28 protein-coding genes are annotated in these 21,550 nt (G+C 65.2%); 17 read left to right on the forward strand and 11 right to left on the reverse strand.

Annotated elements, in window-relative coordinates; translation table 11 throughout:
* Window position 1 precedes the first annotated feature (1 nt).
* Window positions 2–448: a PaaI family thioesterase gene (locus KUV82_RS05725; protein WP_219955916.1), complete on the reverse strand. Its 447-nt coding sequence runs from the start codon at window positions 446–448 to the stop codon at window positions 2–4.
* Between the two features lie 134 nt (window positions 449–582).
* Between KUV82_RS05725 and KUV82_RS05730 the strand changes: the two genes are divergently transcribed.
* Genes KUV82_RS05730 through KUV82_RS05740 form a run of 3 tightly spaced genes read left to right on the forward strand, consistent with a single transcriptional unit; the run spans window position 583 to window position 2,602 of the window.
* Window positions 583–732, forward strand: a complete 150-nt coding sequence (locus tag KUV82_RS05730) for a hypothetical protein (RefSeq protein WP_219955917.1) — start codon at window positions 583–585, stop codon at window positions 730–732.
* 14 nt (window positions 733–746) lie between these two features.
* Entirely contained in the window at window positions 747–1,718 is a 972-nt protein-coding gene (locus KUV82_RS05735) for a hypothetical protein (RefSeq protein WP_219955918.1), read from the forward strand.
* Complete coding sequence (locus KUV82_RS05740; RefSeq protein ID WP_219955919.1) at window positions 1,706–2,602, forward strand: transposase; 897 nt, start codon at window positions 1,706–1,708, stop codon at window positions 2,600–2,602. The genes KUV82_RS05735 and KUV82_RS05740 overlap by 13 nt, the downstream gene beginning before the upstream one ends.
* On the opposite strand, the gene KUV82_RS05745 is transcribed toward KUV82_RS05740, so the two are convergent.
* The 9 genes from KUV82_RS05745 to pyrE are packed head-to-tail and all read right to left on the reverse strand — an operon-like array spanning window position 2,593 to window position 9,370.
* Window positions 2,593–2,754, reverse strand: a complete 162-nt coding sequence (locus KUV82_RS05745; RefSeq protein ID WP_219955920.1) for a hypothetical protein — start codon at window positions 2,752–2,754, stop codon at window positions 2,593–2,595. The two genes, KUV82_RS05740 and KUV82_RS05745, sit on opposite strands and share 10 nt — an antisense overlap.
* An 11-nt stretch (window positions 2,755–2,765) precedes the next feature.
* Entirely contained in the window at window positions 2,766–3,254 is a 489-nt protein-coding gene (gene ruvX / locus KUV82_RS05750; RefSeq protein WP_219955921.1) for a Holliday junction resolvase RuvX, read from the reverse strand.
* Window positions 3,230–4,474 carry a DUF3089 domain-containing protein gene (locus KUV82_RS05755; RefSeq protein WP_219955922.1) on the reverse strand — a complete coding sequence of 415 codons (1,245 nt, stop codon included), beginning with the start codon at window positions 4,472–4,474 and terminating at the stop codon, window positions 3,230–3,232. Before KUV82_RS05755 ends, ruvX begins: the two co-directional genes overlap by 25 nt.
* Window positions 4,464–5,573 carry an AI-2E family transporter gene (locus KUV82_RS05760; protein ID WP_219955923.1) on the reverse strand — a complete coding sequence of 370 codons (1,110 nt, stop codon included), beginning with the start codon at window positions 5,571–5,573 and terminating at the stop codon, window positions 4,464–4,466. The genes KUV82_RS05755 and KUV82_RS05760 overlap by 11 nt, the downstream gene beginning before the upstream one ends.
* 27 nt (window positions 5,574–5,600) lie before the next feature.
* A complete protein-coding gene (gene lepB / locus KUV82_RS05765; RefSeq protein ID WP_258319862.1) occupies window positions 5,601–6,476 on the reverse strand; it encodes a signal peptidase I in 876 nt (291 codons plus the stop codon).
* Window positions 6,473–6,874, reverse strand: coding sequence for a holo-ACP synthase (gene acpS / locus KUV82_RS05770; protein WP_219955925.1), 402 nt, complete (start codon window positions 6,872–6,874; stop codon window positions 6,473–6,475). Before acpS ends, lepB begins: the two co-directional genes overlap by 4 nt.
* A complete protein-coding gene (locus tag KUV82_RS05775; protein ID WP_219955926.1) occupies window positions 6,871–7,641 on the reverse strand; it encodes a pyridoxine 5'-phosphate synthase in 771 nt (256 codons plus the stop codon). Before KUV82_RS05775 ends, acpS begins: the two co-directional genes overlap by 4 nt.
* Window positions 7,638–8,792, reverse strand: a complete 1,155-nt coding sequence (locus KUV82_RS05780) for a serine hydrolase domain-containing protein (protein ID WP_219955927.1) — start codon at window positions 8,790–8,792, stop codon at window positions 7,638–7,640. Before KUV82_RS05780 ends, KUV82_RS05775 begins: the two co-directional genes overlap by 4 nt.
* On the reverse strand, window positions 8,789–9,370 hold the full coding sequence (gene pyrE, locus KUV82_RS05785; protein WP_219955928.1) for an orotate phosphoribosyltransferase: 582 nt from the start codon (window positions 9,368–9,370) through the stop codon (window positions 8,789–8,791). Before pyrE ends, KUV82_RS05780 begins: the two co-directional genes overlap by 4 nt.
* Window positions 9,371–9,583: 213 nt before the next feature.
* Here pyrE and coxB point away from each other — a divergent pair, with 213 nt between their 5' ends.
* The 14 genes from coxB (at window position 9,584) to KUV82_RS05855 (ending at window position 20,865) form a co-directional block, all read left to right on the forward strand.
* Entirely contained in the window at window positions 9,584–10,615 is a 1,032-nt protein-coding gene (gene coxB / locus KUV82_RS05790) for a cytochrome c oxidase subunit II (RefSeq protein WP_258319863.1), read from the forward strand.
* A 38-nt stretch (window positions 10,616–10,653) separates the two neighbouring features.
* Window positions 10,654–12,363 carry a cytochrome c oxidase subunit I gene (gene ctaD, locus KUV82_RS05795; protein ID WP_219955929.1) on the forward strand — a complete coding sequence of 570 codons (1,710 nt, stop codon included), beginning with the start codon at window positions 10,654–10,656 and terminating at the stop codon, window positions 12,361–12,363.
* Between the two features lie 93 nt (window positions 12,364–12,456).
* Window positions 12,457–13,416 (forward strand): alpha/beta fold hydrolase, encoded by a 960-nt coding sequence (locus tag KUV82_RS05800; protein ID WP_258319864.1) that lies wholly within the window; start codon window positions 12,457–12,459, stop codon window positions 13,414–13,416.
* A gap of 23 nt (window positions 13,417–13,439) precedes the next feature.
* Window positions 13,440–14,357 (forward strand): heme o synthase, encoded by a 918-nt coding sequence (locus KUV82_RS05805; RefSeq protein ID WP_219955930.1) that lies wholly within the window; start codon window positions 13,440–13,442, stop codon window positions 14,355–14,357.
* 124 nt (window positions 14,358–14,481) lie between these two features.
* Window positions 14,482–15,054, forward strand: coding sequence for a cytochrome c oxidase assembly protein (locus KUV82_RS05810; protein WP_219955931.1), 573 nt, complete (start codon window positions 14,482–14,484; stop codon window positions 15,052–15,054).
* Window positions 15,055–15,121: 67 nt separating this feature from the next.
* Window positions 15,122–15,985, forward strand: a complete 864-nt coding sequence (locus KUV82_RS05815) for a cytochrome c oxidase subunit 3 (protein WP_219955932.1) — start codon at window positions 15,122–15,124, stop codon at window positions 15,983–15,985.
* A gap of 84 nt (window positions 15,986–16,069) precedes the next feature.
* On the forward strand, window positions 16,070–16,648 hold the full coding sequence (locus KUV82_RS05820; protein ID WP_219955933.1) for an SURF1 family cytochrome oxidase biogenesis protein: 579 nt from the start codon (window positions 16,070–16,072) through the stop codon (window positions 16,646–16,648).
* Window positions 16,649–16,698: 50 nt separating this feature from the next.
* Window positions 16,699–18,090 carry a threonine synthase gene (thrC, locus tag KUV82_RS05825; protein WP_219955934.1) on the forward strand — a complete coding sequence of 464 codons (1,392 nt, stop codon included), beginning with the start codon at window positions 16,699–16,701 and terminating at the stop codon, window positions 18,088–18,090.
* Window positions 18,090–18,980 (forward strand): class I SAM-dependent methyltransferase, encoded by an 891-nt coding sequence (locus tag KUV82_RS05830; RefSeq protein WP_219955935.1) that lies wholly within the window; start codon window positions 18,090–18,092, stop codon window positions 18,978–18,980. Before thrC ends, KUV82_RS05830 begins: the two co-directional genes overlap by 1 nt.
* 11 nt (window positions 18,981–18,991) lie before the next feature.
* The gene (locus KUV82_RS05835) at window positions 18,992–19,366 is read left to right on the forward strand and encodes a dihydroneopterin aldolase (RefSeq protein WP_219955936.1); all 375 of its coding nucleotides are present in this window, start codon (window positions 18,992–18,994) and stop codon (window positions 19,364–19,366) included.
* Window positions 19,363–19,662, forward strand: a complete 300-nt coding sequence (locus tag KUV82_RS05840) for a Rossmann fold domain-containing protein (protein ID WP_219955937.1) — start codon at window positions 19,363–19,365, stop codon at window positions 19,660–19,662. The genes KUV82_RS05835 and KUV82_RS05840 overlap by 4 nt, the downstream gene beginning before the upstream one ends.
* A gap of 3 nt (window positions 19,663–19,665) precedes the next feature.
* Window positions 19,666–19,908, forward strand: a complete 243-nt coding sequence (locus KUV82_RS05845) for a MoaD/ThiS family protein (RefSeq protein WP_219955938.1) — start codon at window positions 19,666–19,668, stop codon at window positions 19,906–19,908.
* Window positions 19,901–20,368 (forward strand): molybdenum cofactor biosynthesis protein MoaE, encoded by a 468-nt coding sequence (locus tag KUV82_RS05850; RefSeq protein ID WP_219955939.1) that lies wholly within the window; start codon window positions 19,901–19,903, stop codon window positions 20,366–20,368. Before KUV82_RS05845 ends, KUV82_RS05850 begins: the two co-directional genes overlap by 8 nt.
* A 74-nt stretch (window positions 20,369–20,442) precedes the next feature.
* On the forward strand, window positions 20,443–20,865 hold the full coding sequence (locus tag KUV82_RS05855; RefSeq protein ID WP_219955940.1) for a hypothetical protein: 423 nt from the start codon (window positions 20,443–20,445) through the stop codon (window positions 20,863–20,865).
* A 70-nt stretch (window positions 20,866–20,935) separates the two neighbouring features.
* Here KUV82_RS05855 and KUV82_RS05860 read toward each other — a convergent pair whose 3' ends face one another.
* Window positions 20,936–21,454 carry a hypothetical protein gene (locus KUV82_RS05860; RefSeq protein ID WP_219955941.1) on the reverse strand — a complete coding sequence of 173 codons (519 nt, stop codon included), beginning with the start codon at window positions 21,452–21,454 and terminating at the stop codon, window positions 20,936–20,938.
* Window positions 21,455–21,550: the final 96 nt, after the last annotated feature.

Here is a 21,550-nt window from a genome sequence, read left to right on the forward strand (position 1 = left end):
GTCAGAGCCTCGCATTCGATGCGATCTTCATGAAGACCGCCTGGATATGGGCCACCGGATCGCCCGAATCGCCATCGTGGGCGAGCCCGCGCACGAAGGCCGCGCTGCGGGTTATGCGATAGCATTGGGAGCGACCGAACACGCTGGCCCCTTCGCGCGCCGGTCGAACGTAATCGACCCGCAGGTCGAGCGTTGCGATGGCCTGGAAATCGTCCATCGCGCGCCAGATCGCCATGCCGCTGGCCATGTCCATCAGGCTGAGGATCGGGCCGGAGGCGAGCACGCGCTGGCCGTCTTCGCCCAGCAGGTCCTCGCGCCAGGGCAGTTCCAGTTCGACCCAGTCGTCGCCGTGGTCGGAGTATTTGAGTCCAAGCCAGCCGGAATGCCCGCGTCCCGTGAAGAAGGACGTGGCCTTGGCCGGATCGAATTTGCGTGCGTCGTCGCTCATCGTTTCCGGCGATAGCCGTGCGGTTCCCCGCCTTACAATGTTTTAATTTCACGTCGTCCGACCACGCAGCCAGCCTTTGCTCACGGCGGACGAGGACACGGGGTCGAGGTCCGCTCGCATCTACGGAGAAATCCATGAATCTTCCCAAAATCGACATGAGCAGTCTTCCCGATCTTGACGCTGCAACCGGCCTGTTCGGCAGCTTTTCCGCCGGTTCGGACGACACGATCGTGGTGATCATGGTCTATGTTTACGACCACATGCTCGTCGAAATGCTGCTCTGACGGGCGGCGCAGGAATGCATTTCGAACCGACTTTGGAAACGCTGCGCGGTGATGGGGCCGCGCAGCACGCACGCCAGGCGAAAGTAGCCGAAGCCGTGGCGCAGTGCCGTGAGGACGCAGCGCTGCAACCGGTCCTGGAGGCGCTCGAGGCCTATGGCGCGGGCGCGGCGCTGGAGGATTGCGCCGCTCTTGTCGCCCTATGCGAGTGCGACGGGGCAGCGCGGGACGCCATGACGCCGCTGGTCGATCACCTGGTCACTTTGTTTCGCGAAGAGCCGCTCGCCGAACTGCTGTTTCGTCACCAGTCGCGCGAGGGTTTCCATCTCGTGCAGCTCGCCGGGAAGGGACGAGCGACTCTCAGCCTTGCCTTGCACGAGGAGCGCGACGCCACTCAGGACGCGCCGCTCGCGACATTCCCGGATGCCGAACGGCACGAGATCGTACTGGCCGGAGCAGCTGATCTCGAACTCGTGGAGATCCTTGCAGACCACGGTGAGCGCGTCGCTATAGATCGCGAACCGCGCCGTGTGGTTGCAGGGGAATGCCTCGCCTTCAGCGGGCCGGACCAATCCCGCCGCATCGTGCAGGTACACGGCCTGCTCCTCACCTTGCGGCTTGCGCGAATACCGGCGCAGCCGAGGCCCACGCGGCAGTTCGATCTCGCCACCGGACGCCTCGTGCACCGTGCGAGCGGGGATCGGCGCGAAAGCCGTCAGGAGATGATGATTGCCCTGCTTGGCCGCATGGGACGATCCGATGCGGCCCCTGTGCTTGCCGATGCGGCACGCGAGGGTAGCGCGCATTTCCGCTGGCAGGCGCTTCGCGAATGCCTCGCGCTCGATGCGGGCGCCGGCTTCCCGGTTCTCCGCGCCATCGCGGCCGATCCGCTGGATCCGCTAGCCGCGCATGCAGGGGCGGTGCAGGCCCAGCTGCTCGAAGCCCATCCCGAACTTGCCCGCCTGGAGGCTACCCCATGCCCCGCGTGATCGCGAACAGAGAGAGCGACGTCGCCTCGCTCGAAGCAACAATCGAAGCGCTCGCCGCGGGTTTCGATCCGCGCGACGTAGGCGACACCGACCGTGCAGCAGGGGTGCTGGAGCGGCTCGCCAACAACCGCAGCTTCCTTGGCGATCTGCTGATCGATCAGCTGCGCGAACGTCACCGCGACACCTTCGAAGACAGCGCCTACGGCCCGCAGGCGATCGTCCTGTCTCCGCTGGTCGGCGGCTGCTTCTTGCGCGCCAACATCTGGCCGGCCGAAAGCGAGAGCAGCCTCAGATCGAGCGGGGCCGACAGCTTCGTCTATGGCCTGCCGCACGATCACAATTTCGACTTCCTCACGGCGGGCTATTTCGGCCCCGGCTATCGCAGCGACTATTACGAGATCGATTATGGGGCGATTGCCGGTTTCCGGGGGGAGCACGCCGCCATGCGCTTTGTCGAACGCAGCGCGCTGAGCGAAGGCAAGCTCATGCACTACCGCGCGCATGTGGACGTGCATTCGCAGCTACCGCCGGAAGCAACCTCAGTCTCGCTCAACATCATGCGGGTCGATGCGGGGCAGGACTGGTTCGACCAATACGGCTTCGATCTCGACAGCAGCGCGGTGACCGGCGTGCTCAACCCGTCGGCGAGCGAAACTTTTCTGCGGTGTGCCGTGGCCTTTGGCGGTGACAGCGCGCTGGACCTCGCCGAGCATTTCGGGCGCTCGCATCCCAGCGGCCGCATGCGGCTGGCAAGCTTCGAGGCGCGCAGCGGCCTGCTACAATGCACGGAGGACAGGGACGCGCTGTGGCGCGAGGCAGAAGGAGCGGGGAACCTGATGCTGGCGCGCGAGGCGCAGATGCGCCGGGCGGCGCTTCAGCTGTAGAGCATGGCGAAGAGGGCAAAGCCCAGCAGAACGAAGATCAGTCCGATGATCCCCAGCGCCCGCGAAAGCGATCGTTCGCGCTGTTCAAGCCCGGTATCCGGGTCGGCGCCTTCGCCAAGAGCGAGGTGCCTGAGGGCGTCTAGGAGCCGCATGACGGCTTCCCTTATAACCCACCACCCGCCAGCGCGTCTATTGCGCCCTGCAAAATGACTGCGGCAGCGTGGCTGTCGATCTTCTCCGCGCGCTTGGCGCGGCTCATGTCCTGGCCGATCATAGCCGCTTCCGCGCTGGCGGTGGACCAGCGCTCGTCCCACAGCAGGACCGGCAGTTCGAGCGCCTTGGCAACATTGCGCGCATAAGCGCGGCTCGCCTGCGCGCGCGGACCTTCGCTGCCGTCCATATTGCGCGGGAGGCCGATCACCGCGCCGATGATCCTGCGTTCTTCAACCAGAGTGCGCAGGATCGCGCAGTCGCGGGTGAACTTGCCGCGCGTGATGGTCTTGCCTGCGGTCGCAAAGCGCCAGCCTGCATCGCAGGTGGCAACGCCGATGGTCTTGGTGCCTACGTCGAGACCCAGCAGCGCACCGCCATCGGGCAGCGCGTCGCCGTAATCGAGCGCGTTGTCGGTTACGAGGCCTGCGCCGCCGTCCATGCCTTCACCCTTTCAAGGACGTCATCCTGCAGGTTCTTCCAGAACAGCGGGATGTCGTAGACGTGGTAATTGCCGCCCGGCAGCACCCCTTCGCCCAGTTCGGGCGGGTCGCCGATGCGCAGCAGGCCCTGCGCGTCGCAGCGGGCAGGGACGGCCTCGGCGATCAGCGAGGCCGTGGCGAGATCGGAGCTGGGCACCAGCGTGCCGCGATTGGCCGTGGCGGGGGCCGATCCGCCCACCATCCCCGTTAGCGGGTTCACGCACAGGATCGGATCGTTCTCGCCGCGCGGTTCGCCATCGAGGCCGGGGATCGCGCTGTAGCGGCGCAAGAGCTGTCCGGGATCGCCATCGTTGGCGAAGCTGGCGTAGGCGACGAGGCAACCGCTCTGGCCCGGCGCGGCGCAGGCCGGGACGGGGAGGGCGGGCAAGTCATGCGCAACCGAGATCGGCCAGCCGGGCGCATAGACCGCGGCAATGCGCGCTTCGAGAGGCGTGCCCGCGACTTTCTCGCGCAGCAGGCGCAGCACGTGGGTCGAACCCTGGCTGTGGCCGGCCAGCACGATCGGCTTGTCCTCTCCCACGCTCGACAGGAAATAATCGAAGGCCTGCGCCACGTCGGCGTAGGCTGCGTCGATCGCCATGGTGGCTTCGGGCGCATCGGTCAGGAACGCGCCCACGGCGGCCTGCCGGTACTTGGGCGCCCACAGCTCGTCGGCGCGGTTGAAGGGGCTGGCGAGACCGCGCAGGAAGACCGCAGCAAGGCGGTCGGTATCAGCATCGTTCAACGCCGCGTTCCAATCGCCCAGGGCGCCCTTGGTGTAGCTGGTCGGCGGGACAAAGAAGACCGCGAAAGCGGGTGTTTCGTCCACATTCACGGCTTCACCGGCGAGCGAGCCGGTGGTCTCCTGTGGCGCCGGTGCATCGAGGCTCTGTTCGGCTGCGGGAGCTTCGGGCGAGGGGTCCTGTTCGGCCGGGTCCTCGCCCGGCTGCGCGATGGCAGGCTGGTAGCGCGCCGGATCGCTCGTGCCGAGGCCGGGACGCGAATACCACATGCCCGGGTCCTGGTAGGCATTTGCGGCGAGCGGTTCCTGCTCGACGAAGTCGCCGCGCGGAACGAACGCAATCTCGGTCGCTTCGCGCGACCAGATCGACAGGGCGATCATGCCCACGATCACGATGACGATGCAGACCGCGACGAAATACAGGAACTTACGCGCCATTGGTGGCACCCTTTTCAAGTTGGTCCTCTTCCGCCCGTTCGGCCCGCCGTTCGAGCGCGACCTTGATCATGGCGAGCAGCGGATCGGCCAGGAACAGTCCGAGTATGCCGAACAGGATACCCATGATGAGCTGGAAGGCTAGGACCAGCGCCGGGGCAAGGTCGACCGTCTTCTTGGCGATCATCGGAATGACGACATAGCCGTCGAAGTTCTGGACGAAGAAATAGACGAAGATCGTGTAGAGCCCCATCTCGACCCCGCCCGAGAAGCCGACCAGCACCATAAGGATGCCCGAGATGATCGCGCCGAGGTTGGGGACGAAGGCCAGCAGGCCCGTGAGGATGGCGAGCAGGGCGGCCATGGGCACCGCGCCGATGCCGATCAGCGGGGCCACGATCGCCAGCATGACGTAGGTGAAGATCGCCTCGACCACCATGCCGAGCAGCCGCCCGGCCATCAGGCGCCGCATGGTCTGGCCCATGCGCGCAGCGGTCTTGTAGAACGGCTCGCGCTGTTCGCGCGGGAGCATCCAGGCCACGCCGCGCTCGTAGAGCATGGGATCGATTGCGACGTAGATCCCGATCACCCCGATCAGCACGACTGTAGCCACGCCGCCCAGGATGCCGCCCAGCGCGCGTGTAACCGTGCTGATTCCGCTGCCGATATTGCCGAGGTAATTCTGCAGGTGATCCTGGTCGATCTGGAAGCCCTGCGTGCGTGCCCAGGCCAGCAATTCGCCCAGCTGGCGTTCTATGATCGCAGGGAACTGCGCCGCTTCTTGCGAAATGGTCGCTCCGGCGAAATAGCCGAGCCAGAGCAGGAAGGCGACGCTCGCCGCCAGTACAATCGCCACTCGCCAGCTGCGCCCGATATCGAGGACACGGCCGAGGAGGCGGGAGCCGCCATCGATCATCGATGCGAACACCATCGCCCCGAAGATGACCAGCAGCGGACGGGCGATCCAGACCGCAAGCACCACCGTCCCGACCACTGCAACCCAAACGATAGCGCGCGAAATCTCGTGCCGAATGCGGGGATCGTTGATGCGCGAGGGGCTGGTGCCGAGGTCCTGGTCTTCGATGTGCTGCTCGTCGGCCATGCGCGCCCCTTGTCTGCCTTTGCTCCCCTAGCGTTCGGAAGCCGGGTTTCGTTCCGCAATAGCCGGGCGCAGCGTCGACCACGAACGCCCGTCGCGCAGGCTTGTCCACCAGCTCACCGGGTTGAGCGTCGTCGTCCCGTCGAGCGAGAAGGTGATGAATTCTGCGCGGCCGCCGATGTTCTCGAGCGGGACCGGACCCATCAGGCCGCTGGGGTCATCGGCGCGGCTGTCGGAGGAATGGTCGCGGTTGTCGCCCATCACGAAAACCTCGTTCTCGCCCACGATCGTCTCGGGGTAGTCGTCGAACTCCTGGTTCATGTGGTCGATGACCAGGTAGGTTGCGCCGTTCGGCAGCGTTTCGCGCAGCACGGGCACACGGCAGACGCGCTGGCCGTTCTCGGTTGCGCGGAAATCGTCCCCGCCAAAGCCGTCACATCGCGAATTGGCGTCCAGCGGCAGGTCGAGGGCCGGCTCGACCTTCTGTTCGATCGGCACGCCGTTCAGGATAATCTGCCCGCGCTGCACCGCGATACGGTCGCCGGGAAGGGCGACGACGCGCTTGATGTAATCCTCGTCGCGAAGCGGGTGAACCGGGATCACGATGTCGCCGTATTCCGGCGTGCTGCCCGCCAGGCGCCAGTCATCGCGCGGGGCGAGGTGGAAGCTGACCGAGCTCCAGTTCCAGCCATAGGGATATTTGCTCACCACCAGCCGGTCGCCGACCAAGAGGTTGGGAAGCATCGATTCCGAAGGAATGTAGAACGGCTTGGCGATGAAGCTGTGAAAGGCGAAGACCGCCAGCAGCATCAAGGCCAGACCGCGGATTTCCGCGATCCAGTCGACCTTGTCGTCGGAGGATTTGGTGTCGGACTTGTCGTTCACTGCCGGTGCGCCGGTGGTCACTTTGGTAGGGCCTCGATGATGACGTAGGCCTGCGCCCATGGGTGATCGTCGGTGAGGGTGAGATGAATGCGCGTCTCATGGCCGTGCGGCACCATTTCCGCAAGCCGGATTGCAGCGCCGCCCGTCAGCGCCAGCGTCGGCGCGCCCGATTTCGCGTTCACGACGCCGATGTCCTTCATGAAGACCCCCCGCCGGAAGCCGGTGCCGACTGCCTTGGAGAACGCTTCCTTGGCGGCAAAGCGCTTGGCGTAGGTGCCCGCGATGGTGAAGGGGCGGCGGCGCGCCTTGGCTTGCTCGATTTCGGTGAAGACGCGCTGTTCGAAGCGCTCGCCGAAGCGGTCGAGCGAGTTCTGGATGCGCTCGATGTTGCAGAGGTCGGAGCCGAGGCCGATAATCATGCTGTCTGGCCTCCCCTGGCCTCATCCATCAGGTGGCGCATCCGGCGCACGGCGGCTTCAAGACCGACGAACACCGCTTCTCCCACGAGGTAGTGGCCGATGTTGAGTTCGGCGAGTTCGGGGATGGCGGCGATGGGCTTCACGTTCTCGTAGGTGAGACCGTGGCCGGCGTGAGGTTCGATCCCCATCTCGCGGGCGAGCCTCGACATGGCGGCAATGCGTTCGAGTTCCTTCGCCTCGCGCTCGGCATCGCCATCCAGCCCGGCGTGGGCGTATTCGCCGGTGTGGAATTCGACCACCGGCGCGCGCAGGCGCTGTGCTGCTTCGAGCTGGCGCTCGCTCGCCTCGATGAAGAGCGAGACACGGATGCCTTCGTCCGCGAGGCGTCCGACAATGGGGGCGAGCTGGTTATGGAGCCCTGCCGCGTCGAGGCCGCCTTCGGTCGTGCGCTCCTCGCGCTTCTCGGGCACAATGCAGGCCGCGTGCGGTTTATGAGACAGCGCGATCTGGAGCATTTCCTCCGTCGCCGCCATTTCGAGGTTGAGCGGCAGGTCGGTGGCCGACTGGATGCGCTTCAAGTCCGCGTCGCGAATGTGCCGGCGGTCTTCGCGAAGGTGCGCCGTGATTCCGTCGCCGCCCACGGCCGCAACGATCTCAGCTGCGCGAACGGGATCGGGATGGTCGCCGCCGCGCGCGTTGCGGATGGTGGCGACGTGGTCGATGTTCACGCCGAGGCGCAGGGGGGTGGAGAGGGGATCGAGGCTCATGGGACCCCTTTTTGACAGACGACCGCCGAAAGCAAGTCGTGTGAAAAGCCGCTACCCATCCAGATCTCTCCGAAATCGAACGGTGCGCGCTGCGAGAAGGCGGCTACGGAGACGTTCTGGTCGGGCAGGATGAAATTGCGAACCTGCACCGCGCCGACCGCGCCGCGCCGTTCGACTATGCGCACCGGCGCGTCGCATCCGGCCAGCGGCGCCTCGAAGACCCATTGGCCAAGCGCCATATAGCCAAGCGCCGGATCGCCGGTCCACATTTCGGCCAGCGCCTCTTCGCCCAGAAGCTTGCCGGTCAGCAGCGCGTTGTTGATCGCGACCAGCTCGAAGATCCCGCCATAAAGGCCTGCCGAGGCCTGATAATAAGCGAGGTCTCGCTCCGCTTCCCGCTCATCACCTTGGAAACCCCAGCGGGTGTAAGGCTCGCCCGGATAGGCGCCGTAGTCCTCCAGTTCGAGCGGCTCGGCGATATTGCGCTTGAACAAGGCATCCCAGCTCTCGCCCGTGACCGCTTCGAGAACCGCGCCAAGGACCATGTAGTCGCAATTGTTGTAGGTCCACTCGCCGCCCGGTTCCCCTGTTACGGGGCCGGCACAAAAGCCGGTGACCGGATCGCGCGAGCCGTCGAAATCCTCGCGATAGAACGGCGGGATTTCGTCGGAGTCCTCGTAGCCCGCGTCCGGATTGGGCAGCCCGCTGCGGTGCTGCAGCAACTGGCGGATGGTGACCGTGCCCGCGTTCGCGCTGCTGAAATCGGGGAGGTAGGTCGCCACGGGCTCGTCGAGCGCCATTGTGCCGCGCTCGACTTGCTGCATGACGAGGATCGCGACCATTTGCTTGGTCACCGAAGCCCAGCGCCAGGTCAGCCCGTCGCCATCCCCGCGCCACGGCTCTGGCAGGAGGTCGATGTAGCTATAGCTGGCCGGGTTGTAGGAAGGGCTATCGGGCCGCGTCGACACTGCCAGGTCGCCTTCGAACCCGGCTTCCTTGATGATCGGCCGGAGCCGTTCGCCCATCTGCCATGCCGGGCTGTCTTCGACGCGGTCGGAGGCAGGGGTGTCGGCACTGGCAGGAGCGGCGAGGGCGGCCACCGCCAGCGGCGCAGCGAGGCACAGCAGGAGGCGACCGGGCCGCGCGTTCACTTCGTGCGGCTTCCCGGCTTGGTCACTTCGATCGCGGCGAGCGCTTCAGGGAGCTCGTCTTCCGCGTAAGTCGGGAAGTTGATGTCCACGAGTGGGAAGAAGGGCACGCCAAGGTCCGCTTCGCCGTTGCTGCGGTCGACCAACGCGACCTCGGCGATCACCTCGCCGCCTTCGCGCCCGACGGCGGCGATGGCCTCGCGGCTGGAAAGCCCGGTGGTGACCACGTCTTCCACCATCAGCACCTTCGCGCCTTCTTCGAGGCGGAAGCCGCGGCGCAGGTGAAACTCGCCCTCGGGCCGCTCGAGGAACATCGCGTCCTTGCCCAGCGCGCGGCCCATTTCCTGGCCGATGATGATGCCGCCCATGGCGGGGCTCACCACCACGTCGATCTGGCTGCGGATCTCGCGCGGGATCTTCTGGGCGAGCGCCAGCGCGAGGCGGCCGGCGCGTTCCGGGTTCATCAGGACCCTTGCGCATTGGAGGTAGTGCCCGCTGTGCCGTCCGCTCGAAAGCTTGAAATGGCCTTCGAGGAGGGCTTCGCTGGCGCGGAATTCGTGGAGGATTTCTTCGTCTGTCATGGCGCCAAAGGCCAAAGCGTTTTGCGCGCGATTGCGCAAGAGGCAAAGGTGCTTGCACATTTTTATCGGGCACCCGCTTGAGGCATGGGCAAGTCCTGCCTATAGGGCGGGCGCAATCGGGTCTTTGCCCGCGTTCCCTCCTGCACGAGTGGATGCGCCCGCCAGACGGCGGAAGGCCCGGAACGAGACACGACACGAAAGAGTGCCAAGACGATGAAAATTCTCGGCTCCCTCAAGGGGTTCCACCGGATTGTAGCCAGCCTGGCAATGGCTGCCATGCTTGCTTTCGGCGCGCAGGGCGTGGCCGCACAGGACGCTGCCGAAGCGGCTGCAACGGCCCAGGCCGAAGCAACTGTCGATGCGGAATCGACCGAAGCGACGGGTGGCTACGTCCCGATGAAGCCGACCGAAGGCAAGGGCATGCCGGTGGCCAAGGGCATCGACGTCCAGCCGCAGTTTTCGCCGATCGGCCACCAGGCCAACTCGCTGCACATCGGCCTCGTATGGGTGATGGTCGCGATCAGCGTCTTCGTCCTCGCGCTCTTCGTCTACGTCATGCTGCGCTTCAACAAGCGCGCCAACCCGGTGCCGTCGAAGACCAGCCACAACACCACGATCGAAGTGATCTGGACCGTTGTCCCGGCGCTGATCCTGCTGGCGATCGCTGTTCCGTCGATCAACCTGCTGCGCGCCCAGTACGAAACGCCGCCGGCCGACGCCGTGACCGTCAAGGCCATCGGCTACCAGTGGTACTGGGGCTACGCCTATCCCGACAATGGCGACTTCGAAATCGTCTCGAACATGCTGACGGAAGAAGAAGCCGCTGCCCGCGGTGAGCCGTACCAGCTTGGCGTGGACAACCGCATGGTCGTTCCCGCCGGCGTGCCGATCCGCCTGCAGACCACTGCAGCCGATGTGATCCACTCGTTCGCCGTGCCGAGCCTGTGGTTCAAGCTCGACGCTGTGCCGGGCCGCCTCAACGAAAAGCTCCTCATGATCGAAGAGCCGGGCGTCTACTACGGCCAGTGTTCGGAACTGTGCGGCGCGCGTCATGGCTACATGCCGATCGCCATCGAAGCGCTGCCGATGGATGAGTTCAACGCGTGGGTCCTGGAACAGGGCGGCACGGTTGGTGAAGCAGCCGAGCTCGCAGCGGAAGACGCCGAATCGGCCGCTGATGCCGCTGCCGCAGGCGATGCCGAAGGTGTCGCCGCCGCTGAAGCCGCCGAAGCCGCGGTCCAGTAAGCCCGAAACGGATTTGAGATAAGGTCTAGAGAAACGACATGGCCACTACAGCAGACAGCTTCCAGGCTCACACCGACGACCACGCGCACGATCACGCCGATCACAAGCCCGGCTTCTTCGCGCGCTGGTTCATGTCCACCAACCACAAGGACATCGGTACCCTCTACCTGATCTTCGCGATCATCGCCGGCATCGTCGGCGGTGCGATCTCGGGCATCATGCGTATGGAACTGGCCGAGCCGGGCATCCAGTACCTCGGCTGGTGGGCCGAGTTCATGGGCGGCACGGCCGATTTCGATACCTCGCTGCACATGTGGAACGTGTTCATCACCGCCCACGGCCTGATCATGGTCTTCTTCATGGTCATGCCGGCGATGATCGGCGGCTTCGGCAACTGGTTCGTCCCGCTGATGATCGGCGCGCCGGACATGGCCTTCCCGCGCATGAACAACATTTCGTTCTGGCTGACGGTTGCCGGCTTCATGTCGCTGCTGTTCTCGCTGTTCGTGCCCGGCGGCACGGGCCCGGGTGCAGGCGTTGGCTGGACCGTTTACGCACCGCTTTCGACCACGGGCTCGCAGGGCCCGGCCGTCGACTTCGCGATCTTCTCGCTGCACCTTGCCGGTGCCGGCTCGATCCTGGGTGCGACCAACTTCATCACCACCATCTTCAACATGCGCGCGCCGGGCATGACCCTGCACAAAATGCCGCTGTTCGTGTGGTCGGTGCTGGTTACCGCCTTCCTCCTGCTGCTGGCCCTGCCGGTCCTTGCCGCCGCGATCACTATGCTGATCACGGACCGCAACTTCGGCACGACCTTCTTCGACCCCGCAGGCGGCGGTGACCCGATCCTTTACCAGCACCTGTTCTGGTTCTTCGGCCACCCCGAAGTGTACATCATGATCCTGCCGGGCTTCGGCATGATCTCGCAGATCGTCTCGACCTTCAGCCGCAAGCCGGTCTTCGGCTACCTCGGCATGGCCTACGCCATGGTCGCGATCGGCGTCGTCGGTTTCGTCGTGTGGGCCCACCACATGTACACCGTCGGCCTCGACGTGAACACGAAGATGTACTTCACCGCGGCGACCATGGTCATCGCAGTGCCGACCGGCGTGAAGATCTTCAGCTGGATCGCCACGATGTGGGGCGGCTCGATCGAGTTCAAGTCGCCCATGGTCTGGGCGATCGGAATGATCTTCCTGTTCACCGTCGGCGGTGTGACGGGCGTCTATCTCGCCAATGGCGGCGTGGACGACGTGGTCCACGACACCTACTTCGTGGTGGCGCACTTCCACTACGTGCTGTCGATGGGTGCGGTCTTCTCGATGTTCGCGGGCTTCTACTACTGGTTCCCGAAGATGAGCGGCCGCATGCACTCCGAACTGCTGAGCCACCTCCACTTCTGGGGCTTCTTCATCGGCGTGAACGTGATCTTCTTCCCGCAGCACTTCCTGGGTCTGCAGGGCATGCCGCGCCGTTACCCGGACTACGCGGAAGCCTACGCCTACTGGAACGAGATCAGCTCCTTCGGCTACACGATCATGGCGCTTTCGATGGTCCTGTTCTTCGTGAACATCATCTACGCCTTCGTCGCCGGCAAGAAGGCAGCCGACAATCCCTGGGGCGAAGGCGCGACCACGCTCGAGTGGAGCCTGTCGAGCCCGCCGCCGTTCCACCAGTTCGAAACCCTTCCGGTGATCGAAGACCACCACACGGCCGACGATCACCTGAGCCCGAAGCCGGCCTAAGGCTGGCGACCGGCCCAGAAACACTGGACACAAAAGAGCGGCCGGTCCCATGGTGGGCCGGCCGCTTTTTCTTGCCCGAAGGATACTGCCCAGATGCCCGAAATGCGCGTAATCGATACCGGCGAGGTGGCCCTGCGCTGCGCCATCGAAGGGGAAGGGCCGCTCGTCATCATGGTGCATGGCTTTCCGGAGAGCTGGTACAGCTGGCGCCACCAGATCGGCGCCATCGCCGAGGCCGGCTTCACCGCCTGCGCGATCGACGTGCGCGGCTATGGCGGCTCGGACAAGCCGCATCCGGTCGATTTCTATGCGATGGAGCGGATCGTGGGCGATCTCGTCGGCCTGCGGCAGGCGCTGTCACCCGATGAGCCCGCAATCCTTATCGGGCACGACTGGGGCGCGCCGATCGTGTGGAATTCCGCGCTGACCAATCCGGAGCATTTCCGCGGGGTCGCCGGGCTTTCGGTGCCTTTTGCCGGGGTACCCCAGCAGCCCTTCGACGAAGTCTATCACGAGCATTTCATCAAGCACGGCCGGTTCTTCTACCAGGAGTATTTCCAGGAACCGGGCGTGGCCGAGGCCGAGGCGGAGAAGGACCCGCGGGACTGGGTGGCGCGCATGATGTATTCGATCAGCGGCGACGTTCCGGAAGGCAATTACTGGGAGAAGCCCTACGGCGCGACCTTCCTTGAAGGCCTGCCCGACCCGCAGCCGGTCGACTGGCTGACCGAGGAGGATCTCGACTTCTACGAGGCGGAGTTCAAGCAGTCGGGCTTCCGCGGCCCGCTCAACCGCTATCGCAACCACCAGGCCGACTTCAAATGGCTGCAGAACTGGAACGGCAAGCGGATCGAACAGCCGGCCCTGTTCATCGGCGGAACGCGCGATCCGGCGACCTATCTCTTTGGCGCGATTGCCGATCCGGTGGCGCTGGTGAAGATGTTCGCTCCCCAGTCCGTGGGGCACATCCTCGACGGCGTTGGACATTGGACGCAGCAGGAACGACCCGATGCGGTCAATCGTATCCTGATTGACTGGCTAAAACGCTTCTGAACCCCTATATCGCGCCCGATTCCATGGCCCAGACAGTTCCCACACAGCTCCCCGCCGAATGGCGCGATTTCTTTGCGCTGACCAAGCCGCGCGTGATGAGCCTGGTGATCTTCACCGGCCTGTGCGGCCTTCTGGCCGCGCCCGGCAGCATCCATCCGGTGCTCGGCTTCACCGCAATCCTGTGCATTGCGCTGGGCGCAGGCGGTGCGGCAGCGCTCAACCAGTGGTGGGAAGCCGATATCGATGCCGGCATGAAGCGCACGGCAGCCCGGCCGCTGCCCGCCGGCCGGATGAACCGCACCGATGCTCGCGATTTCGGTATCCTGATTTCGGGCGCCTCGGTCATGATCATGGGTCTGGGCGTGAACTGGCTCGCCGCGGCCATCCTCGCGCTTTCCATCTTCTACTATGCCGTGATCTACACGATCTGGCTGAAGCCGCGCACGCCGCAGAACATCGTGATCGGCGGCGGGGCCGGGGCCTTCCCTCCGATGATCGGATGGGTTGCCGTCACCGGCGACATCACCCTGATGCCCGTGCTGCTGTTCCTCATCATCTTCATGTGGACGCCGCCGCACTTCTGGGCGCTCGCGCTGTTCGTGAAGACCGATTACGCCAATGTCGGAATCCCCATGATGCCGGTGGTGAAGGGCGAGACGTCGACCCGCCGCCAAATCCTGGCCTATTCCGTGCTGTTGGTGCCCATCGCGGCTGCGCCCTGGTTCATCGGCGGAACGAGCTATGTCTACGGCATTGCATCGCTTGCGCTGACGCTTGCTTTCCTTGCGCTTTCGCTGCCGGTCGCTTTCCGGCAAACCGGCGAAAACGACACGATGAAGCCAGAAAAGCGCCTGTTCGCATTCAGCATCGTCTATCTTTTCGCCCTGTTCGCGGCGCTCGTCGCGGACCGGTTGCTCGCTTACCAGGGACTGATCGCATGACGCCCGAAGAAGAAACCGAATTCAAGCGCCGCCAGAAGAGCCGCAACCTCGTGCTCGGCGGCATTCTCCTGTTCCTCGCCATTCTGTTCTATACGATCACCATCGCCAGGATGTGAGCCACGCCATGACTGCCGCGACTCTCGAAACCCGCAAGAATCGGACCGCGATCCTCGCCTTCGGAGGCGCGCTCGCCATGCTCGGCCTCGGCTATGCCGCCGTGCCGCTGTACGAGCTGTTCTGCCAGGTGACCGGTTTCGGCGGCACGACCCAGCGCGCGACCGAAAGCGAGGCGGCGCTTGCCGAACGCCTTGGCGCAAGCGCAGGCGGCAAGACCATTTCGGTGCGCTTCGACGGGACGACCGCGGGCGATGTGCCGTGGAGCTTCCGCCCCGAACAGGTGACCGACACGGTCAGCATCGGCCAGCGCGACATGGCGATCTACCTCGCCAAGAACACCTCGAACGAGACCATCACCGGCACGGCGACCTTCAACGTCGAGCCGGAACAGGCCGGCGCCTACTTCAACAAGATCCAGTGCTTCTGCTTCACCGAACAGGTGCTCGAGCCGGGCCAGGAAGTGCGCATGCCCGTACTCTATTTCATCGATCCGGCGGCGCTGGACGACCCGAATATGGAAGGGGTGGAGCAGATCACCCTGTCCTACACTTTCCACCGCGCGATAGATTCAGGGCAGTAGACCCCTAGACCCGCGCGCCCTTGGGCATTAAGGGCACCGGCGAAGCGAAAACCAGGACGCGAGTAACATGGCTGGCAACGTCAATCACGACTATCACATTCTCGAACCCGACATCTGGCCGTTCATCGGCTCGATCTCGGCGCTTACCTTCACCAGCGGCATGGTGCTGTACATGCACGAAATGTCGAGCGCGCACCTCGTGCTCGGCCTCGGCATCGCCGGCCTGATCGCCACCTTCTTTGCCTGGTTCTCGAACATCGTGAAGGAAGCCGAGCGCGGCGACCACACGCCGGTCGTGCAGTTGCACATGCGCTACGGCATGATCCTTTTCATCGCCTCGGAAGTGATGTTCTTCGTCGGGTGGTTCTGGAGCTTCTTCGACTTCGCGCTGTTCCCCGAACCGCTGCAATACGATGCGGCGAGCGACACCACGACCTCGCTCTTCGGCCAGGCCGGCGCTGCTGTCGGCACGCTGGTTCCCGAAGGCATGGAAGTCATCAACCCGTTCAGCCTCCCGCTGCTCAACACGCTGATCCTGCTGTGCTCGGGCACCACGGTCACCTGGGCGCACCACTCGCTTATCCACGGCGATCGTGAAGGCCTCAAGAAGGGCCTGTGGCTGACCATTATCCTGGGCGCGGTCTTCACCAGCATCCAGGCCTACGAATACGCAGCCGCTCCGTTCGGTTTCGGTGGCAACACCTACAGCTCGGCCTTCTACATGGCGACCGGCTTCCACGGCTTCCACGTGCTGGTCGGCACGATCTTCCTGATCGTCTGCCTGATCCGCAGCTACAAGGGCCACTTCACCCCGCGCCAGCACTTCGGTTTCGAAGCGGCCGCGTGGTACTGGCACTTCGTGGACGTGGTGTGGCTGTTCCTCTTCGTCGCCGTCTACGTCTGGGGCGGTTGGGGCGCTGAATTCCACTGATGCCCAGCGGCCACGCTTGAAGACACACCAAAGGGCAGCCCGGCACAGTCGAGGCTGCCCTTTCTGCATCCGGCGAAGATAACCATGACCACCCGCATCCCCGTGATCCCCACCATCATCGTGGCCGCCGCCATCGCGGTCATGATCGGCCTCGGCCTGTGGCAGCTCGACCGCAAGGGCGAGAAAGAAGCGCTGATCGAACGCGCCGAGGCCGCTGCGGCGATGACCGAGGAGGTCGCCTATCCCGCAGACCCGGAAGCGCGCGACGCGCTGCTCTACCGGCGCACCAGCGTGACCTGCGACGAGGTGGTCGGCGTCACCTCCACCGCCGGGCGCAGTGCGCGCGGGCAGAACGGTGTTGCGCAGCGAGCGACCTGCGCGCTGGCGGGCGGCGGCGAGGCTACGGTCGACATCGGCTTCACTCGCGATCCCACGCCGGTCGAGTGGGCAGGCGGCACAATTGTCGGAACCATTGCGCCCGGTGGCCGCATCGTGGCGATCGAGCCTGCAGATGGCATGGAGCCGCTGGCACAGCCCGATCCGGCCTCGCTGCCCAACAACCACCTGGCCTATGCCGGGCAGTGGTTCTTCTTCGCCTTCACCGCGCTCGTCATCTACGTCCTGGCCCTGCGCCGCCGGGCGACCCGCGCTAAGCCCGATTAAAGAGCCGCTTGCTTGCCCGGCCCGGCCGGCGCGGCTAACCGCAAGACACCATGAAATACGTCTCCACCCGCGGTAGCGCCCCGGCGCTCGATTTCGCCGGCGTCACGCTGGCCGGCCTTGCCAGCGATGGCGGTCTCTACGTGCCTGAGCGCTGGCCGCAGTTCTCGACAGAAGAGATCGCCGCCATGCGCGGCCTGCCCTATGACGAGGTCGCCGCGCGGGTGATGGAGCCTTTCGTGGGCGACAGCCTGACCCCGGAGGCGCTGCGCGCGCTTACCGCCAAGGCCTATGGCCGTTTCTCGCACGCCGCCGTCACGCCGCTGACCCAGCTCGATGAGCGGCAGTGGCTGCTCGAGCTGTTCCACGGTCCCACGCTGGCGTTCAAGGACGTTGCGCTCCAGCTGCTGGGCCTGTTGTTCGAAAAGTTCCTCGAGCGTGAGGACGGCAAGCTGACCATCGTCGGCGCGACCAGCGGCGATACCGGCAGTGCGGCGATTGATGCCGTGGCCGGGCTCGACCGCGTCGAGATCTTCATGCTGCATCCCAAGGGCCGGGTCAGCGATGTGCAGCGCCGCCAGATGACGACGGTGCGTGCGCCCAATGTCCATAACATCGCGATCGAGGGCAGCTTCGACGATGCGCAGGCCATGGTGAAGCGCATCTTCGCCGATACTGACGTCACCGCGAAGCACCGCATCGGTGCAGTGAATTCGATCAACTGGGCGCGGCTGATGGCGCAGGTGGTCTACTACTTCACCGCCTCGCTCCAGCTCGGTGGTCCGGAACGCAAGCTCGCCTTCAGCGTGCCCACGGGCAATTTCGGCGACGTCTTTGCCGGTCATGTGGCCGCGCGCATGGGCCTGCCGATCAAGCAGCTGATCGTGGCGACCAATATCAACGATATCCTCCACCGCGCGCTGTCGTCGGGCGATTATTCCGCTGGCAGCGTTACGCCGACCGCCGCGCCGAGCATGGACATCCAGGTCAGCTCGAATTTCGAGCGTTTGCTCTACGACGTCGGCGGCCGCGATGGTGCGGCCATGGCCGAACAGATGCGCGGCTTCGAGGCGAGCAAGGCGATGCAGCTGACTAACGCGCAGCGCGAAGGGGCCTCCGCGCTCTTCACCAGCGCCCGGGCGGACGAGGACGCGATGGCGCGCGCCATGCGCTGGGCGTGCGAGGACTGCGCCGAGATCCTCGACCCGCACACCGCCATCGGCCTCCACGCAGCGCGCGAAGCGGACCTGCCCGCCGATGTGCCCGTCGTTACCCTGGCGACCGCGCATCCGGCGAAGTTCCCCGATGCGGTCGAGCGCGCCACCGGCACCCGTCCGCCGCTTCCCGCGCGCGTCGGCGACCTCTTTGCCCGCGAAGAGGCCTATACCGAGCTGCCCGGCACCTATGAGGCCGTGCGCGACTATATCCTCGCCAACGCGTCCTGATGGCCGAGCTCGTACGCAATCCCGTGCTCATGGTGGGCGAGAGCTGGGACGGCTATCGCCTGCTCGACAGCGGCCATGGCCGCAAGTTCGAAGCCTATGGCGACTACCGCTTCATCCGCCCCGAGCCGCAGGCCATGTGGACACCGCAGGCCGAAGACTGGGACGCGCATGGCGAGTTCGTGCCAGGCAGCGATGAGGACGGCGGCGGTCGCTGGCGTTTCAACCGCGATGTGCCGCGCGATGGCTGGGAGCTGGACTGGGGGGACGAAGCGCGCTTCACCGCCCAGTGCACGCCGTTTCGCCATTTGGGCTTCTTCCCTGACATGGCGCCCGTGTGGAGCTGGATGGGCGAACAGCTTGGCGAGGCGCGCGAGGCGGAAACCATGAACCTGTTCGGCTACACCGGTGTCGGCACGCAGGCGCTGTCGCGCTTCGGGCGTGTTACCCATGTGGATGCCAGCAAGAAGTCGGTCGCCCAGGCGCGCGAGAACGCCGCGCTTGCCGGCCTTTCCGACCGCCCGATCCGCTGGCTGGTCGAAGATGCGGTGAAATACACCGCGCGCGAAGTGCGTCGCGGGCGCCGGTACGACGGCATCATACTCGATCCGCCCAAGTTCGGCCGCGGCCCCGATGGAGAGGTGTGGCGGCTTGAGGAAGGCCTGCCGGGCCTTGTCTCCGATTGCCGCCAACTGCTCGATGCCGACAGCCGCTTCTTGTTCCTCACCGTCTATGCGGTGCGCATGAGCAGCCTCGCGCTGGCGGGCCTCGTCAACGAGCTGTTTGCCGAGCTTCCCGGCACGATCGAGCACGGTGACCTCGCTGTGCAGGAAGAAGGCTCTGGCCGCCTGCTGCCAACCGCGATTTTCGCGCGCTGGTCCAATCCCGGCTAAGAGGTCACCGCATGAACGATTCGCTGATCCTCGAAGTGGCCGATTTCGAGCACGATGTGCTCACCGGCATCTATTCCGAAGAAACCGGCCGCCCGCAGCCGCTGCGCTTCACCATTCAGGTGCGCATGAAGCCGCTGCGCCACTATGGCCCGGACACGCCGCTCGACGATTCGAAGAATTACATGGACCTGAAGTTCGCAGCGTCCGAGGCGCTGCCCGAAGGCGTGCACTTCAAGCTGATCGAAGCGGTCGCGGACCTTGTGTGCGAAACCCTGTTCGTCCAGGACAAGCGGATCGAGGCGGTCACGGTGAAGATCGTCAAGCTGGCGATTGCCGAAGCGGGCGAGAAGATCGGCATCACGCTGCACCGCGAGCGCCCTGCATGAAACGTATCGCGGTCGACGGCTTGCCGGACGAACCGCTGAGCGCGGCGGGCGTGTTTCACCAGCACTGGCTGGCGCATGTCGAAAGCATCCTCGAAGCAGGCGAGGACGTGATGCTCGTCCTGCCAACCGCCGATCACACCCACCGCGAATGGCGCTTGGCCATAACCGCAGGCCTCGCCCGCAAGCACACACCGCGCCGCGTCAACATGGTCGCGGGCGAGGGCGATGCGCTGGATGCGAGCGAAGCCTATCTCACCAAGGCGCTGGGGATTACCGGCCAGTATCTGGAGACCTGAGCCATGGGCGTGCGCATCCTTTTCCTCGGACCGCTGCAAGATCTCGCCGGAGAGGCCGAGCAAGAGGTCGAGGCACCGCTCGACTGGGCGGGCCTGCTGGAGATGGTCGGCCCCGAGATCGCCGAGCAATTGGGCGAAGCCCGCGTCAACGTGGCCTGTGGCGGCAAGGTGCTTGCCGACAAGACCACGCTGAGCGCCAGGGATGGCGATGAGGTTGCGCTGCTGCCGCCGGTGAGCGGTGGCTAGGCTCACCCTCAAGACGCCGCTCGATGTCCGGGTCCTCGATAGCGGGCTTTCCGTGGGCGAGGCTCTCGCGGCCTTCAACGCCGCACACCCACACGCGGGCGGCATCGTCTCCTTCCTCGGCAAGGTGCGGCCCGATGGCGATGTGAAGGCGCTGGAGCTTTCCCATTACGAACCCATCACCCTGCCGCGCATGTGCGATCTGGCGGAAACGGCGCGGACGCGATTCGCTCTCGACGGCGCGCTCGCCTGGCACCGGGTTGGCGTCATGACACCGGGCGAGACGATCGTGCTGGTCGCCGCCGCTGCACGCCACCGGCGCAGCGCGTTCGAGGCCGCGGATTTCATGATGGACCATCTGAAGTCCGACGCGTGGTTCTGGAAGCGCGAGCGGCGCGATGATGGCTGGCGCTGGATCGAACCGCGCGATGCCGACCATTCGGATCGCGAACGATGGGACTAATCGCACGCCCTTGATCTGCATCAAGGATTGCGCGCGGTACCTGGCGCATCACGGCTCCAACAAAGGAGCACAGCATGTCCAAGCATCTTTCCCGTGAACTGGTCGCCCAACACGCCGCCATCGTCGAGGCGCCCAAGCCCGCGCATGAGGTCGACCGCAGTTTCGAGCTGCCCAAGGGTCTCTATGTCGCGACTGTGGGTCTGTATCTTGGCTTCCTCGCTGTCATGGCCTTCGGTCTTTCCACGCCCGGCCTGATCATCCCGATGGTGATCTTCACGCTGTTTATCGTGGCGGGATTCGGTCTCCCGGCGATCTGGGCCACGATGGAGCCGGCGCATCGCAGCAAGCCGATGAGCTGGTCCAAGCTCGCGAGCCAGGGCATCTCCACCTACACGGGCCGCGTGAAAGCGGGCGACGCTGCCGCGCAAGTCCTCATCCTTCCGGTGCTGATCTTCTGCTGGGGCGTCGCCACCGTGACGATCGCTGCCCTGTCTTAAAGGCAGATCAGAAACGGAAGCAGCGCGGGGCCGAGGAGAGCGGCTCCGCGCTTTTTCGTGTCCGCGATCCTCAGCGCACTTGCGCGCGCAGGCGGGCCAGCACGGCGTCTTCTTCCGATACAAGAGCGATCACCGCGTCGCGAGTGGCTTCGATGGCGCTGGTGTCTTCCGCCTGGACCGTCGCCGCGCCGTAGAGGATGTCGAGATCGCCCAGCGCGATGGCAGCGGAGCTGCGGGCCGAATCGAGATCGGCAAGGGCCACCTGCGCGGCGGCCCAGCGATCGCTGCCAATGGCGCTGCCCGAGGCTGCCCCGACGCGCTGCTCGGCCGTTCCCACAGAGCGCAGGAACTGTGCATGAGCGCTTTCGGCCTGCGCCCTTAGCGCGGCAAGCCGGGCCTCGAGCCCGCCGGCCAGATCGACCTCCACCGGCGGTACGTCGATGCGCTTACTTTCGACCGGTTCGAAGGTTCCTTGCGCCCGTTCGACCTCGCGCACGGCGAGGGAAGGGTACCCGTCATCAGCGGTGCTGGCGCAGCCGGCGAGGGTGAGGGCAAGGAAGGCCGTAAGGGAAAGCTTGCGATCGGTCATCGCGCCCTCCATATCACGCGGGCCGGGTGACGCCAGCGAGGATGCAAAATTCCTCACCCCAAGCGTTGACTTGGTCCCTCTATTCGCCTAACGGCA

The organism is Qipengyuania flava, from assembly GCF_019448255.1.
Lineage (GTDB): Bacteria > Pseudomonadota > Alphaproteobacteria > Sphingomonadales > Sphingomonadaceae > Qipengyuania > Qipengyuania flava_A.